The 14,590-nt window shown below is 40.5% G+C and carries 6 protein-coding genes and 11 pseudogenes; 1 reads left to right on the top strand and 16 read right to left on the bottom strand.

The window, feature by feature from the left end; all coding sequences use genetic code 11:
* Positions 1-170 precede the first annotated feature (170 nt).
* From FOC72_RS11765 to FOC72_RS11470, 9 genes and pseudogenes are all read right to left on the bottom strand, one after another.
* The gene (locus FOC72_RS11765; protein ID WP_437344465.1) at positions 171-734 is read right to left on the bottom strand and encodes a Cna B-type domain-containing protein; all 564 of its coding nucleotides are present in this window, start codon (positions 732-734) and stop codon (positions 171-173) included.
* A pseudogene (locus FOC72_RS11760) lies at positions 731-1,002 on the bottom strand (prealbumin-like fold domain-containing protein). Before FOC72_RS11760 ends, FOC72_RS11765 begins: the two are co-directional and overlap by 4 nt.
* Before the next feature lie 329 nt (positions 1,003-1,331).
* Positions 1,332-1,967: an Ig-like domain-containing protein gene (locus FOC72_RS11755; protein WP_254610861.1), complete on the bottom strand. Its 636-nt coding sequence runs from the start codon at positions 1,965-1,967 to the stop codon at positions 1,332-1,334.
* Positions 1,968-2,480: 513 nt separating this feature from the next.
* A pseudogene (gene groL / locus FOC72_RS11495) lies at positions 2,481-3,786 on the bottom strand (chaperonin GroEL); the annotation flags it as partial.
* 846 nt (positions 3,787-4,632) lie between these two features.
* Positions 4,633-4,837: pseudogene (locus FOC72_RS11490) on the bottom strand (CsbD family protein).
* Between the two features lie 76 nt (positions 4,838-4,913).
* Positions 4,914-5,503: pseudogene (locus tag FOC72_RS11485) on the bottom strand (Asp23/Gls24 family envelope stress response protein).
* 17 nt (positions 5,504-5,520) lie between these two features.
* Positions 5,521-5,690 (bottom strand): annotated as a pseudogene (locus FOC72_RS11480) (DUF2273 domain-containing protein).
* Positions 5,691-5,705: 15 nt separating this feature from the next.
* Positions 5,706-6,277: pseudogene (amaP, locus tag FOC72_RS11475) on the bottom strand (alkaline shock response membrane anchor protein AmaP).
* A gap of 54 nt (positions 6,278-6,331) precedes the next feature.
* A pseudogene (locus tag FOC72_RS11470) lies at positions 6,332-6,570 on the bottom strand (GlsB/YeaQ/YmgE family stress response membrane protein).
* 291 nt (positions 6,571-6,861) lie between these two features.
* Here FOC72_RS11470 and FOC72_RS11465 point away from each other — a divergent pair.
* A pseudogene (locus FOC72_RS11465) lies at positions 6,862-8,310 on the top strand (AcpB/EbpR/MafR family transcriptional regulator).
* Positions 8,311-8,455: 145 nt separating this feature from the next.
* Here the strand turns inward: FOC72_RS11465 and FOC72_RS11460 are convergent.
* From FOC72_RS11460 to radA, 7 genes and pseudogenes are all read right to left on the bottom strand, one after another.
* A pseudogene (locus tag FOC72_RS11460) lies at positions 8,456-9,199 on the bottom strand (ABC transporter ATP-binding protein).
* Positions 9,196-10,054, bottom strand: a pseudogene (locus tag FOC72_RS11455) (ABC transporter permease). The pseudogenes FOC72_RS11460 and FOC72_RS11455 overlap by 4 nt, the downstream one beginning before the upstream one ends.
* A 112-nt stretch (positions 10,055-10,166) precedes the next feature.
* Positions 10,167-10,623 (bottom strand): annotated as a pseudogene (locus FOC72_RS11450) (beta-class carbonic anhydrase).
* A gap of 181 nt (positions 10,624-10,804) precedes the next feature.
* The gene (locus FOC72_RS11445; RefSeq protein ID WP_002893940.1) at positions 10,805-11,290 is read right to left on the bottom strand and encodes a GNAT family N-acetyltransferase; all 486 of its coding nucleotides are present in this window, start codon (positions 11,288-11,290) and stop codon (positions 10,805-10,807) included.
* A 289-nt stretch (positions 11,291-11,579) separates the two neighbouring features.
* Positions 11,580-12,275, bottom strand: coding sequence for a TIGR00266 family protein (locus tag FOC72_RS11440; RefSeq protein ID WP_002893942.1), 696 nt, complete (start codon positions 12,273-12,275; stop codon positions 11,580-11,582).
* Between the two features lie 112 nt (positions 12,276-12,387).
* Positions 12,388-13,104, bottom strand: a complete 717-nt coding sequence (locus tag FOC72_RS11435) for a TIGR00266 family protein (RefSeq protein ID WP_002893943.1) — start codon at positions 13,102-13,104, stop codon at positions 12,388-12,390.
* 116 nt (positions 13,105-13,220) lie between these two features.
* Positions 13,221-14,588, bottom strand: a complete 1,368-nt coding sequence (radA, locus tag FOC72_RS11430) for a DNA repair protein RadA (RefSeq protein WP_080557372.1) — start codon at positions 14,586-14,588, stop codon at positions 13,221-13,223.
* Positions 14,589-14,590: the final 2 nt, after the last annotated feature.

The raw sequence follows: 14,590 nt of genomic DNA, 5'->3' as shown, positions 1-14,590 counted from the left end.
AACATCTTAGTTGCTTTTTATTTTAAAACAACTATATTACGGAACATCACAGTCTTGATTAACAAAAGGATACAATATAATGACTGATTGTGAAAATGAAGCCAGCTAGCTTTTGATCTCAGTTTTACGCTAGCAAAAATCTCTGCTCCACAAGGAACAGAGATGAAATTTTATTTCTTCTTGGCACGGAAGGCAATGAAGCCTACCAAGCCTACTAGAGCTACTCCAGCAGCAATCATGATCCAGCTAGCATTCTCACCCGCTTTAGGGAGAACTTTCTTGGTTCCAACATTAGAGGCATTTCCTCCGCCACTACCATCGTCTGATTCGATGATCACAACAGTGCTTCCTGTACTGCTGCTTGAGCTAGAAGTCGTGCTACTGCTGCTTGAGCTACTTGAACTAGAGCTGCTCTTAGAGCTATTGTCCGAGCTAGGTTTCGGCGGTTGCGGAACTCCTGGAACTGGTGTATTGGTAATGTTCATACCATCAACAGTAGCTGTATAACCAATAAACACGGTCTTCAGTAACTGAGTAGACAATATCTTTTCCATCTGCGCCGGTCGCTGGCAAGTCAGTAAACTCATACTTCCACTCGCCTGCGCATTTGGACCGACTTCCTTAGAAGCAACTTCAACACCGTTAGCATAGAGACGAACCGTAATCTTGTCTGGACGTTTGCCATCTTTATCATTGTCGTCATTCCAAGTCTTGGTCCCTGAAGCGGTAATCAAGCCTGACGGTTGGTAAAGTCTTTGTAAATAATACCAGAACCATAATTCTTGAGCTGAGCGGCATTGACCTGAATCTCTTCATCTGACAGTTGGTAGCCTGCTGGTGCCTTGGTTTCCTTAATCACATAATGCTCTTTAATCAAGTTGCTGAAAGAAGCAATCCGTTAGCATCGCTAGTTGCTTTTTGAACAACAGTCACACCATCTTCATCGTACAATGTGAATTCAGCACCTGCCAAAGGTTTACCAGCTTCATCTTTCTTAGTCACCTGTACACCATAGATATCCCCATGTGCATAGCCGTTTGCACGTTGGTAGCGGACAGCAACCGAAGATTTTTGCTCTTCAATATTATCTGCTCGCAAGATAGCATCATTCGGGAAGACTGTTCCGTCAGCCGGAATTGTTGGGAAATTAACACGGTAGCGACATAGAAGCCTTCATTAGCACCGATATGTCCCATGTTAATGTAAAGGAGCGCTTGTCAGCCGCAAGATTAATCGTGTAGTTTCCTGTCACATCCTCGCGCTGCTGGCTTAGTCGGTAAGAGTTATCAGCTGGGTCAACAACCCATGAACCTTTAAGGATTTGGAAGCTGTTAAGATCTATTTCTCGGTATTAAAGCCAGAGTATCTGAAATAACAACATTATCCAGTTCTTGATTTTGTTGGTTGATATTCAGGCTGTAAGTAATGCTCTTGATATTATCCGCATTATTCCAGCCGTATTTTATGAAAGTATAAGGAGTTGCTTGGCCAGGAAGACCTTTGTAGTCAATTTTCCCATACTCAATGATCTTCTTGCCAACGATAAGTTTCAGAGGGATTGAGCCTTTATCTCGAACCACATTATGGTCAACACGAGCTAAAAGGTGAACTTTTCCTTCAATATGAGAGCGAGTCAGGACATAGTCTGTATAAGTCAGTGTAAGCTGCTTAGAGCTTGCATCAACCACAGCTGTCGCTACGAGATTACCGTCATCATCTTTGACTTCAAAATCAGCTCCCTCCAAGGCAAACTCAACAGGAAGGCCAATGGTAGTAGTATCTCCTGGCTGAACCTTGCCGTAATTGAAGGCAAAGTTTGCATCAATTTGAAATTTTTCCCAAGGGGAAAGGCTGTCAGTCAGTTCTTCACCCTTCTGATTGTAGACATTGATTGATGTGATAACATCATCTACCGTGTTTAGCTCTGGCAGATTGACTGCTAGAAAACAGGCTAAAGAGGAGCACAAAGGCTACTGAGAAAAAGCGCGCAATAGTATGAGATATTTTTTTCATAAATAATCCCTCCTTTTTTCCTTTTTTCCTTTTTACTGAACATGTAAAAAACATTAAGATTTCTTTACATTTCCAATTTACTACATATATTAGACTAGCATACGATTGACCATAAGTCAACTATTTACCTTTACCAGTTCAGCTTTTGTCGACAATGTGTAAACCAGTTTATTTCTCCAAAAACCTTGTCATATAAGAATTGAAAACCGTTTCCTCCGTCATCTTCTTGTATTTCTTTGAAACAAAAATGTAATATTTGGATGCATAATAAATGAACAAATATGAATTATATGACCACAATATTCATATAAATAAATTTGTTTTTTAAAAACAAGCATAATTTATTAAGGCTTGCTACATAACTAGTCACAATAAAAAACTGAACAAATCTGCTCAGTTTTTTGTTTGTGTAAATATAAGATAAAGATTATATCTAATTTATAGAAATATATAATCCCGTTATTTTTCTACATCATACCGCCCATCATGCCTGGATCCATAGCTGGAGCTGGGCTAGCTGGTTCTGGTTGATTAGCTACTACTGCTTCGGTTGTCAAGATAAGACTGGCAACAGAAAGGGCATTTTGCAAGGCTGAACGAGTCACCTTAACTGGGTCAATGATTCCAGCCTCAATCATGTTAACCCATTCGCCAGTCGCAGCATTAAAGCCTGTACCAACTTCAGAGTTTTTCAGACGGTCAATGACGATTGAACCTTCAAAACCTGCATTCAGAGCGATTTGACGGACAGGCTCTTCCAAGCGCGGAGAACAATGTTGCGACCAGTTGCTTCATCCCCTGCCAACTCAAGACCTGCAACAGCGTCCAGTACGTTGATATAGGCAGTACCCCCACCTGAGACGATTCCTTCTTCTACCGCTGCACGGGTTGCGTTAAGGGCATCTCAATGCGGAGTTTCATTTCTTTGAGTTCTGTTTCGGTTGCAGCTCCGACCTTAATCACAGCTACACCACCGGACAATTTAGCCAGACGTTCTTGCAGTTTTTCACGGTCAAACTCAGAAGTGCTGCTTTCAATCTGTGACTTAATGACTGCCACACGGTTAGCAATGGCTTCTGGATTGCCAGAACCTTCCACAATCACAGTGCTGTCCTTATCAACAGTGACTTTGGAAGCTTGTCCAAGCGCTTCAATCGTAGCGTCCTTGAGCTCTAAACCAAGGTCATCTGTAATCACTGTACCGCCCGTCAGATAGCGATATCTTCCAACATAGCCTTGCGACGATCACCAAAGCCTGGTGCCTTGACAGCTACAACATTAAAGGTTCCGCGAATCTTGTTAAGAACCAGCGTTGGCAGAGCTTCACCATCTACATCATCTGCGACAATCAAAGCGGACGATTGGTCTTCAAGATATTTTCCAATAATGGCAGAATCTCTTGAATGTTAGAATTTTCTTGTCAGTAATCAAGATGTAAGGATTGTCCAGTTCGGCTACCATTTTTTCATTGTCGTTACCATATATTGAGACAAGTAGCCGCGGTCAAACTGCATCCCCTCAACTACATCCAGCTCAGTTTCCATTCCTTTGGACTCTTCAATGGTAATAACGCCATCATTGCCAACTTTTCCATAGCTTCAGAGATGTACTCGCCGACTTTCTCGCTGCGAGAAGAAACGGCAGCAACCTGAGCAATAGCTTCCTTGTTGGAACTGGTACTGAGTTAGATTTCAGGGCTTCAACAGCTGTCGCAACGGCTGCTTCAATCCCGCGGCGGATACCAATTGGATTAGCACCAGCTGTAACATTTTTTCAGCAACGTAGAGATTTTTACCATTTTCACGTACGCCGCCCAAAGCAATCAGTTTAACATTGCTCTTGCTCATTTTTTCTCCTATTCAATTTTCAGAACCTTACTTTTATCAAAGATTCTTTATTTTATTACTAACGGTCCTTGGCTAGCCAAGTCGAATTACAGTCTTTGCAAACCTTAGGTTTGCATATCTAAGCTATTATAGCATTTTTTCAACCTTTTTTCAAAGTCAAGCGTGCCTTCTTAGCACCCTCTACCACAAAAAAACGACCTCTAGCTTTACTCGGCTAGAGGTCTGGTTTACTTCGCTGGTATGAGAGCAATCAGTTCATCCAAGGTGTAACTGAATAACAATTTTTTGATTTATTGTTTTTATTATTTTTTATAAACTTTTAATTCCTTCAACCGCTAATGATTTTCTTTTTATCTTAGCATTGGAAATCTCTATAACATAATAAAGCACTATTGATTGAATTCTCGAAGTTTGAAAACCATCTAAAAGCTTCTACTTTCTATACTATCGTTACAATCAGGCAAGCTAAGCAGGCCTGTCTGACAATTCAACCAATATGTCAAGTAAAGCAACTACTTATGTATTACAAACAACTATACCAACAAAGTAAACTTAAAAGCGAATGAATTTGGTTTCCTTTCTTTCTATTTCCTTAACTCTATTATAGTACTCTATCCAGATTTTTGCAAGCGTTTACAACTAAGAAATTAAAAAACTTTTTAGCTAAGAAAAAAGAAAGGAGACCTTAAAATGATCTCCTTTAAATTCTAGATAATTTTTATCCGTGACTATAGCTAACAAAGACTTTTTATAAGGAAATCAACTATTGGTTTTATTTATCGTCTTTTTTAACCATATTTTTAACGCCTTCGATGGCGCCTTCAACAGCATCTTTGGCATCTTCTGCAACTTCTTTAACTTTAGAAACTACTTTTTCAGCAGCTCCTTCTTTTTCTGTTTTTTTATCACCAGTTAATTTGCCAAGGCCTTCTTTAACAGAACCTTTAGCTTGGTTGAATTTTTTCTTCTGTAGACATAATTAATACCTCCGTTATTAGTTTCAATTTTTAAAGCAATGAAAGAATATAAGAATTCCTAATTTTAGTGAGAGAATTAACGAACGCGAGCTTTTTCACTTGATGCAGCGTCTTTAACAGCCTCTACACCATCGCCAACTTTTTCTTGAACAGCTGAGAAACCGCCGCTAATGCCAGATTTTGCTTTTTCGAATTGCTCTGAAGCAAATTCACCTGTTGATTCAGCAACATCTGTCACTCGGTCTTGAAGGCTTACTGAATCCGCTTCGTGTTGTTCTTTCGTTTTAATATCAACAACATTGACATTTACTTCAACAACTTCCAAATCAGTCATCTTAGAAACTTCTTCTGCAACGACTTTCTTGATTTCTTTGTATAAAGCTGGAACATTCTTTTGATATTCTGCAACCACATTCAGGTCAACAGCTACTTGTTCTTTACCAACTTCAACATTGACACCATGAGTGACATTGTCAGAGTTGACCAATTTATCTTTATGTTAGAGAAGAAGCCACCGTCAACAGCCAGCAAACCTGAAACTTTCTCTAAAGAGAGACCGATAATTTTTTGAATGACCTTATCATCATAAGTTAATTCACCTTTTACTTCGTGAACTTCTTGAGCAACTTCTTTTTTAGCAACATCTTTAACATCTTTATTTGACATGTTAAACTCCTTTATTTTTATTTAAATATATTATTTTTTTGAATATAATATCCAATTCCTGCCCCTAGAGTAGCGCAAATCAAGACAAATAGAGTCTTAAAGAAGCCAAAGGATAGGATAAAACACGCTAGAATAATGCCTGCTAATCCAGACAAGATTGGATATTGATATTTTTAAACCATTCCATTTTTACTTCCTTACTTTACACGACTAGTAGTTTTTTAGCCGCTTCTTTTGGCTTGAAGTCTGAGACAGAGATTTTAAGCTTGACATTATGATTGATTCCGAAGAATTCTGTCAATCCAGACGCAATTTCTTCTTGAATCAACTGACTTCTCTTGATGATGTTTTCCGAAGGAACGATTGCGCCTTTAACGGAAAACCATGCATTTGTTTTTACGGCTATTTACTGAAACTGTAGGATCTTTAATTAAACCGTGTTCTGTTAACAGACTACGAACAAAACCTTCAATTGCTGAATTTTCAGCATCAGTTTCCCATCCGCATCAGCTAGCTGAATTTCCAAACGTCTCTTAGGATAAAAAGCTATCACTAACATCAGTAGTAAGATTAAGCTTGCTAAAACCACAGTGCCCCAGAAAACATACTAGAAGATAGTAGCCCACAAAAGGAATCTGCTTCCAAGTGAATAACTTCCAGCTAAATAACTGGAGCCCAGACCGCTGACTTTATGAAGTCTAGCAAAACAGGAATCAAAATTGTCAAGATTAAAATACAGAAAATAAGGGAAAGTATTTTTCTTGATTTTGACATATTGAATCCTCACATCATTAATTTTAAATTGTATTTTGAACGTAAAAAGACAATTTATGCCTTTTTACCTACAAAAAATGATACAACAGCTACTACAATAACTGCACCAATGATAGAAGGAAGCAAGGCCATACCAGCCAAACTAGGACCCCAAGTTCCCAAAAGTGACTGACCGACAGCAGAACCAACTAAACCTGCAACAACGTTTGCAATAACACCCATTGAGCCGCCTTTTTTAGTGATTGATCCAGCAATAAGACCAATAAGACCTCCAACAATATAGACCAAAGCATATTGATTCTCCTTTCTAATTTTTTCTAAATCAAAATTGTTTAATAATATTTTTTACTATTATTTTTTGATTAACATAATTATATAATTTTCCAACTTGGAACATAATAATTCAACTTGGTTTTCTTTCCGTTTATCTGTACTATAGATACGCAAAGATAAGAATTCCTTGTTCTATAGGCTTTTATCAGCATTTTAGATATATTTTAGAGTTGTTAAACGAGGTTAAATGCATAAAATATGGTATAATTGCCTGATAATAAAAACACTATATAAAGAAAGATAATATTTTAATGCGAGAATTACTGTCTAAAAAGAGCCACAGGCAATTAGAACTATTAGAACTACTATTTAAAACAAACGCTGGTTTCATATTTCTGAACTGGCTGAACTATTGAATTGTACAGAACGTTCAGTAAAAGATGATTTATCCCATGTCAAGTCTGCGTTTCCTCAATTGATTTTTCACTCGTCCACTAATGGTATACGTATCATTATACCGATGATAGTGATATTGAGATGGTGTATCACCATTTTTTAAGCATTCAACCCATTTTTCAATTTAGAATTCATCTTCTTTAACGAAGGATATGAAACTGAGAGTCTTGTAAAGAGTTTTATATAAGCTCTTCCTCACTCTATCGTATAATCAGTCATATAACAAAATCATAAAAAAACAATATAATTTTAAAATTAGTCTCAATCCTGCTCGGATTATTGGAGATGAGATTGATATCCGTTATTTTTTGCACAATATTTTTCGGAAAAATATTATTTTTTTGAATGGCCCTTTACAGATTTTCAGTAGAACCTTTGTGTAAGCTGTTAGCACTGGTCTATAAAGAAACTGCATTTCCTGTCAATTTCGCAACTCAAAGAATGTTAAAATTGCTCCTGGTTACAAATTTATACCGAATAAAGTTTGGTCATTTCTGGAAGTTGAGAAAGATTCTTTTAACAATCAATTGTTAGAATCTTTATGCAGCAGAAGGAATCGAGACATTGTAGCGAGCTTTGATTCTGAATATCATATCTCTTTGAATAAAGAAGTGATAGGTCAACTATTTGTCTCCTATTTTCAAAAAATGTTTTCATTGATGAAAATCTATTATGAGCTGCGCAAAAACAGACAGCTATGTAAAAAATTCGTATCAATTATTAAGTGATTTAATTGATCAGATAGAAAGCAAATATAATCTAAAATAGACAATAATGACAATCTTATTGCATTTGCATAATACAGCACATCTGCACCGTCAGAACTATCTACAGAGTTTATCTATTTGATCAAAAAGGGAATACAATCAAGAACTTTCAAAATATTTTCCCTCAATTTGTTTCAGATATTAAAAAAGGATGAACATTATCTAGAGACTTTGGATATCTATAGCACACCAATGAAGTCAACCATCTATCCTATACTCTTATCACTCACAGCAAACATTTAGTGCTGAACCTTTACAAAATCAGCCTAAATTAAAGTTTTAGTCATGAGTAATTTGATCAGTATCATGCAAGATCAGTAGCAGAGACACTTTCTTATTATTGCAGCACAATTTTGAACTTGAAGTTTGGAATAAATAGAATTATCAATCGATTCTTTAAAAGAATCACCTACGATATCATCATTTCTAATTTTATTATTCCACCCATGAGAACAAGAGACTGATCTATTCCAATAATATAATACGGTCGCACTCATCTCCTTACTTAACGCAATGATGTTATCGTTAGATGAGTGATTAGACTATTTGATAAGAAAAAACCGCAATCAAGCGGTTTTTATTATCTACGAGAGCCTTTTGAACATAATTGTCTAACTTTGTGGGAGCAGTACATTATTTAGTACGTATTCTTTCTCTTGGTTTTACAAAACTCTGAGCAAGCCTATTCAAACAAGCCGTAGTAATCTGCGATGTCATCTTGGCTTTCTCGTTTTTGTTTAAGTCCTGAATAATCTGCCCGTCTTCATAACGATTAGTCGGTTGCCGTATTTGAGGGCATCCTCCATGTGATGAGTAATCATAAGGCTGTGAGGCGGTCACGATTGACAAATTCATTGGTCAGCTCCATCAAGGCTACACTGGTCTTGGATCCAGTGCTGCAGTATGCTCATCCAGAAGTAAAAGTTCTGGCGCTTGAGCGTTGCCATGAGCAACTCAAAGCCTGTCTTTGCCCGCCAGAAAGAAATTCAATCGGTGTATCCAGATGCTTGTCCAGACCATTGCCGATTTTCTCAATCGTCGCCTGAAATTCTTCCCTATAACTGTTGAGCCCACGGGGCACCAAGCCACGCTTTTCGCCTCGGAATTTGGCAATGAGAAGATTTCCGCACTGTCATACGCGGAGCCGTTCCCATCTTAGGATCCTGAAAGACACGAGACAAGTACTTGGCCCGCTTTTCTGGTGAAAATGAGTGACATTTCCCCAAGATATGATGCTACCGCTGGTTAAAGGGAGAGTTCCGGCAATGACATTGAACAGGGTTGACTTTCCTGCACCGTTCCACCTAAAATCGTAATAAATCATGCTCGTGAATGTCTAAAGAAACATCATTTAGGATGATTTTTTCTTCATCAAAGCCGCTTTTTACAGCTTGGTTGCATTTCTTAATTCTACAATCGCTGTCATTTGCTTAACTTGGCTCCTTTAAAGAATTTATTTTTCAGGGTTGGAATCATGAGACAGACGGCCAGAATCACCGCGCTGTAAAGACGGAGATAGTTGGTATTGAAGCCGAGAGCAATGACACCCCAGATCAGAACTGATAGGCAATCGCACCAACTACAATGGTAATCAGCCGCTCTGCCAAGGTCAGACTCCGGAAGAGTACCTCGCCAATGATAAGACTGGCCAGACCAACTACGATTACTCCAATCCCGCGGGAAACATCTGCATAGCCTTCCTGCTGGGCAATCAGCGCTCCAGCCAGAGCAATCAAGCCGTTTGATAGAATCAGTCCCATCAACTCCATACGGCCAGTATTGATCCCAAAACTGCGAGCCATGTCCGGATTATCTCCAGTCGCGATATAGCCTGCCCTAGCTTAGTATCCAAGAAAAAGAGCAGGGCTGCAATCACTAGGCTGACAAAAATCAAACCAGTCAAGAGGTCATTGACTTCCCCTGAAAAGGGCAGAATATCCTGAATTTTACTGCTGCCTAAAGCCCCAGATTGGCACGGCCCATCAGCATCAGCATGATAGAGTGGCAGGAGGTCATGACCAAAATCCAGAAAGCAAGGTCGGAATTTTCCTTTGGTATAAAGCATACCTGTCACGGCACCCGCAGCACAGCCCGCTAAAACGGCTGCTGTTGTTGCCAGAAAGGATTGACTCCTTTAGTAATCAAGGTAACAGCCACCGCCCCGCCAAGGGGAAGGAGCCTTCTGTCGTCATATCAGGAAAGCCCAGAATCCGGAAGGTCATAAAATACCTAGACCTAGGACGGCCCAAACCAATCCCTGAGAAATAATGGAAAGAATCATAACATTGTCCTAACTAATTAAAATCGTTTCTCTATTTTAACATAAAAAGGAGCCAATTTCAATGCTGATGCGCAGACAAGAAATTGACTTCCCAACTATTCCTCAACAACTGTCATCCGGCAGTATCTACATCGTAAACCGCTCCTGAGATTTCTACATCAGCTGGGATCAGTGGTGACTGCCGCAGCAAGGCCATATCCTCGCGCACACTTTCCTCTACATCTGTAAAGGGCAAAAGTCCTGATCACTGACATCGACACCTAGTTCTTTATGAAGATAGGCCGTGAAATCCTCATTCTTGAAGGTCTGTGCCCCACAGTCTGTATGATGCAAAACCACGATTTCCGCGTTCCTAGCTGCTGCTGGGAGATGACTAGCGAGCGAATCATGTCCTCTGTTACCCGACCGCCGGCATTGCGCAAGATATGAGCATCTCCTAGTGCTAGACCCAGAGCCTGAGCCACGTGGAGCCTAGAGTCCATGCAGGTCACGATAGCTACCTTGGTCTTGGGATTAATGGGCAGATGTGCCGTTCCATGCAGATCGACATAAGCTTTATTGGCCTTCATAAAGTTTTCAAATATGACATTTTGACTCCTGACTAATTATATTATTTGATCTTCAAACGAATTAACCTTATCATACTAGGTTTTGGCTTTAGAACTTCCCTAACTTCAAAAAGAGAGAACCTATATGAACTGCTCTCTGTGCTAGTTTTATCACCCACTACAGTTGACAAAGAGCCATGTGTTACAACTTCTTAAAGTAGCGAGCAACGGGCCATTGTTCAAAACCAAAGTTCTCATAGGTTTTACGAGCCGGTGCATGACCTAGATCACCACCCGTCTCAACCATGACCATTTCCATTCCTTTTTGTTTAATCTGATCACAAGCATAGGTCATGAGCGCTTTTCCAATACCTTGACGCTGATATCTTGGAGCAACAGCTAGGATATAAATCTCACCCATCTTATCCTCAGGGTGCAAGCGAATGTGAATCCATCCGACTAATTCTTCCTCCAGAAAAGCTAACCAGGCAAACTGACTCTCTTCATTTAAGACTGCTGTTAGATCATTGATTTGCCTTTTTTCCCACCCTTGAGGATAAAAATTATCATAAACAAACTTAGGAACTCCTTTTTCCATTTTTGGAAAAACTGGAGACCAAGCTTGAATTGATAATTCTAAAACAGCCTCTTTATCCAATTTCTGATAAGGTTTTATAGTAATTGTCACTTTATTCTCCTAACGTTTCTTTAATCCGCCAAAAATGCCACGAACGAGTTCGCATCCGATGGTGCTAACAGCTAAATCATAAAGGCGGCCGTTGCCTTTTCAAGGCTTGATTGGCCTTCATAAAGTTTTCAAAATATGACATTCTTTCCCCTTACTGGTACTTTGATATTCAAATAATTTTATATTATCTTACCATCTTTTCTACTATTTGTCAGTTCTCGGCTTTGTTACAAAAAATAGGACAGTCAAACCCAGCATCTAATCTGGTTTTCTGTCCTAGTTTTATTTGTTATGAGCTTCTTGGAATATACTTGCTGAGTGAGCCTGCAAAGGTTTGAAGATTGAGACTTTGCACATAGACTTCACCAGTACCTTGGAAGGTGTTGACCACTCCTTCACCCGTTCCAATAGACTGCCAGAAGCCATTTTCCAGATGGATATTATAATTCAAAGACTGGCTCCAAGCTACTACATGGGCATTGTCAATAGTCACTTCTTGGTTATGAAGCTCAATTTTCTTAATAGAACCAAAGGCATTAGCCAAAAGAGTGCCCTGTCCTTGGGTCGTCATAACGAAGAGACCGCCTTGACCGCCAAAGAGAGCCTTGCCAACAGACTGACGCTCCATGGTATAGTAAGCCGTACCATCAAGAGCCAGAAAGGCACCGTCATTCAGCCGATATTGCTTTTCGCCTAGCTGAAGAGGAATGACTTGACCAGGAGCATCTGGCGCCAAAGCAAGGTAGCCATTATCAGACTGGGCAACAGCCTGAGTAATAAAGGTACTTTCACCAGAAACCATCGAACGCCCCACAGCCTTGACAAAACGTCCCAAGCCAGAACCGCTTGCATTGAGCTGGGTATTCAGGGTCACATTCGGCGTGTGGTAGACCATGCTGCCACGCTGGATAAAGACCGTTTCACCTTGATTGAGCGACAACTCAACCAAAGGAAACTGCATATTACTATCCATAGAAAATCGCATAAGAAATGCCTCCTTCTTATTATGACTTGATTATAACATTTTCCTACATTTTGAACAAAGGAAAACTGAAGCATCAAAAAGAAGAGACTGCCTGAGTCTCTCCTAGAAATTTTCAAGAATTATCAATGTGTAGATGTGGACGAAGAACATTTGCAAAGGTTTCAATATTGAGACTTTGGATGTAAATTTCCCCAGTTCCATGAAAGGTATTAACTACTCCTTCGCCAGTCCCCATGGACTGCCATAAACCATTTTCTAAATGAATATCATATTCCAACTCTCGGCTCCATGCTACTACGTGGGCATTGTCAATCGTTATCCTATCATTATGCAACTCTACCTTTTGAATCGAGCCAAAGGAATTTACCAAAAGTGTCCCCTGACCTTGGGTACTCATCACATAAAAGCCTCCTTGACCACCAAAGAGAGCTCGACCTACCGACTGCGTCTCCAAAGTATAAGAGGCAGAGCCATCCATAGCCAGAAAAGCCCCATCATTAAGGCGGTATTGCTTTTCGCCTAGTTCTAGAGCAACAATCTGACCAGGTACATTAGGTGCTAAGGCTAGACGACCGTTATTTGATTGAGCAGTTGCTTCAGTGATAAACACTCCTTCGCCAGAAGCCATAGAACGTCCTACAGCTTGGATTGCCTTGCCAAAGATTGATTGAGACTCTGCATTCACTTTAGCATTCAGGACAACATTGGGAGTGTGGTATATCATGCTCCCAGTCTGAATACGAACAGACTCTGATACATCTAAGGCAATCTCCGCCAAGGGAAATTGAGCATTGTTGGTAATAGAAACATTCATACGATGATCTACCATGGTTGATTATCCTCCTAAAAAATCTGGAAAAACAACTTATAGGAAATTCCAGATAAATCCTATTTTTTCTAGCAATATTATAGCACGCACAACAACTTTTCGCAATACTACTTTAATCAAGAAAATACTTTCTTTAAGACTTCCCCAATCGTCGTCACACCGATGACTTGGATATTGTCTGGAACTTTGAGGCCGTTCAGAGAGTTTTTAGGAGCGTAGACTTTGGTGAAGCCCAGCTTTGCTGCTTCGTTGATGCGCTGCTCGATGCGGTTGACCCGTCGGATTTCGCCAGTCAGGCCAATTTCACCGATAAAGCACTCTTGGGGATTGGTAGGTAAATCCTTGTAGCTGGAAGCAATGGCTACCGCCACCGCCAAATCAATGGCTGGCTCATCTAGCTTGACGCCGCCGGCTGATTTGAGGTAGGCGTCTTGATTTTGCAGGAGGAGCCCTGCCCGTTTTTCCAGAACCGCCATGATGAGGCTGGCTCGGTTAAAGTCCAGTCCAGTTGTGGTCCGCTTAGCATTGCCGAACATGGTTGGTGTCACCAAAGCCTGCACCTCTGCCAAAATCGGCCGCGTCCCTTCCATGGTCACGACAATAGACGAACCTGTCGCGCCATCCAGACGCTCTTCTAGAAAGACTTCACTTGGATTGACAACCTCAACTAGCCCACCAGACTGCATTTCAAAAATGCCAATCTCATTGGTTGAGCCAAAGCGGTTCTTGACGGCTCTCAAGATACGGAAAGTATGCTGACGTTCACCCTCAAAATAAAGCACGGTGTCCACCATGTGCTCTAGTGTTCGGGGACCAGCTAAGGTTCCTTCCTTGGTCATGTGACCAACGATAAAGGTTGCGATATTATTGGTCTTGGCCAGCTGCATGAGCTCAGCCGTTACCTCTCGAACCTGAGAAACAGAACCTTGAACACTGGAAATTTCCGGTGACACCACCGTCTGTATAGAGTCAATAATCAGAAAATCTGGCTTGATTTTCTCAATCTCTGTGCGGATATTTTGCATATTGGTCTCGGCGTAAAGATAAAATTCACTGTCAATATCACCGAGACGCTCCGCCCGCAACTTAATCTGCTCAGCTGATTCCTCCCCACTGACATATAGGACGATGCCCTGGTGGGAAAGCTGGGTGGATACTTGCAGAAGCAGGGTGGATTTCCCGATACCGGGATCCCCGCCAATCAGAACCAGACTACCAGGCACTACGCCACCACCCAGCACACGGTTGAACTCGTCCATTTCCGTCTTGGTCCGATTGACATCAATCGAAGTGACCTCAGCCAGCTTCATGGGCCGGGTCTTTTCGCCTGTCAAGGAAACACGGGCATGCTTGACCTCTGCAGCCTCTACTTCCTCAACGAAAGAAGACCAAGAGCCACAGTTAGGACAGCGGCCTAGGTACTTGGGCGAATGATATTCACAATTTTGACAGACAAAGGTCGTTTTTTTCTTAACGATGGTGATTC

Source organism: Streptococcus sanguinis, from assembly GCF_013343115.1.
GTDB lineage: Bacteria > Bacillota > Bacilli > Lactobacillales > Streptococcaceae > Streptococcus > Streptococcus sanguinis_H.
Note: the sequence above shows the minus strand (reverse complement) of the source record. Positions and strands in the feature narration are given on the sequence as shown.

Coding starts and splice junctions, on each gene's coding strand:
- FOC72_RS11435 (WP_002893943.1), bottom strand. CDS start 13,104: ATGGTAGATCATCGTATGAATGTTTCTATTACCAACAATGCTCAATTT.
- FOC72_RS11440 (WP_002893942.1), bottom strand. CDS start 12,275: ATGCGATTTTCTATGGATAGTAATATGCAGTTTCCTTTGGTTGAGTTG.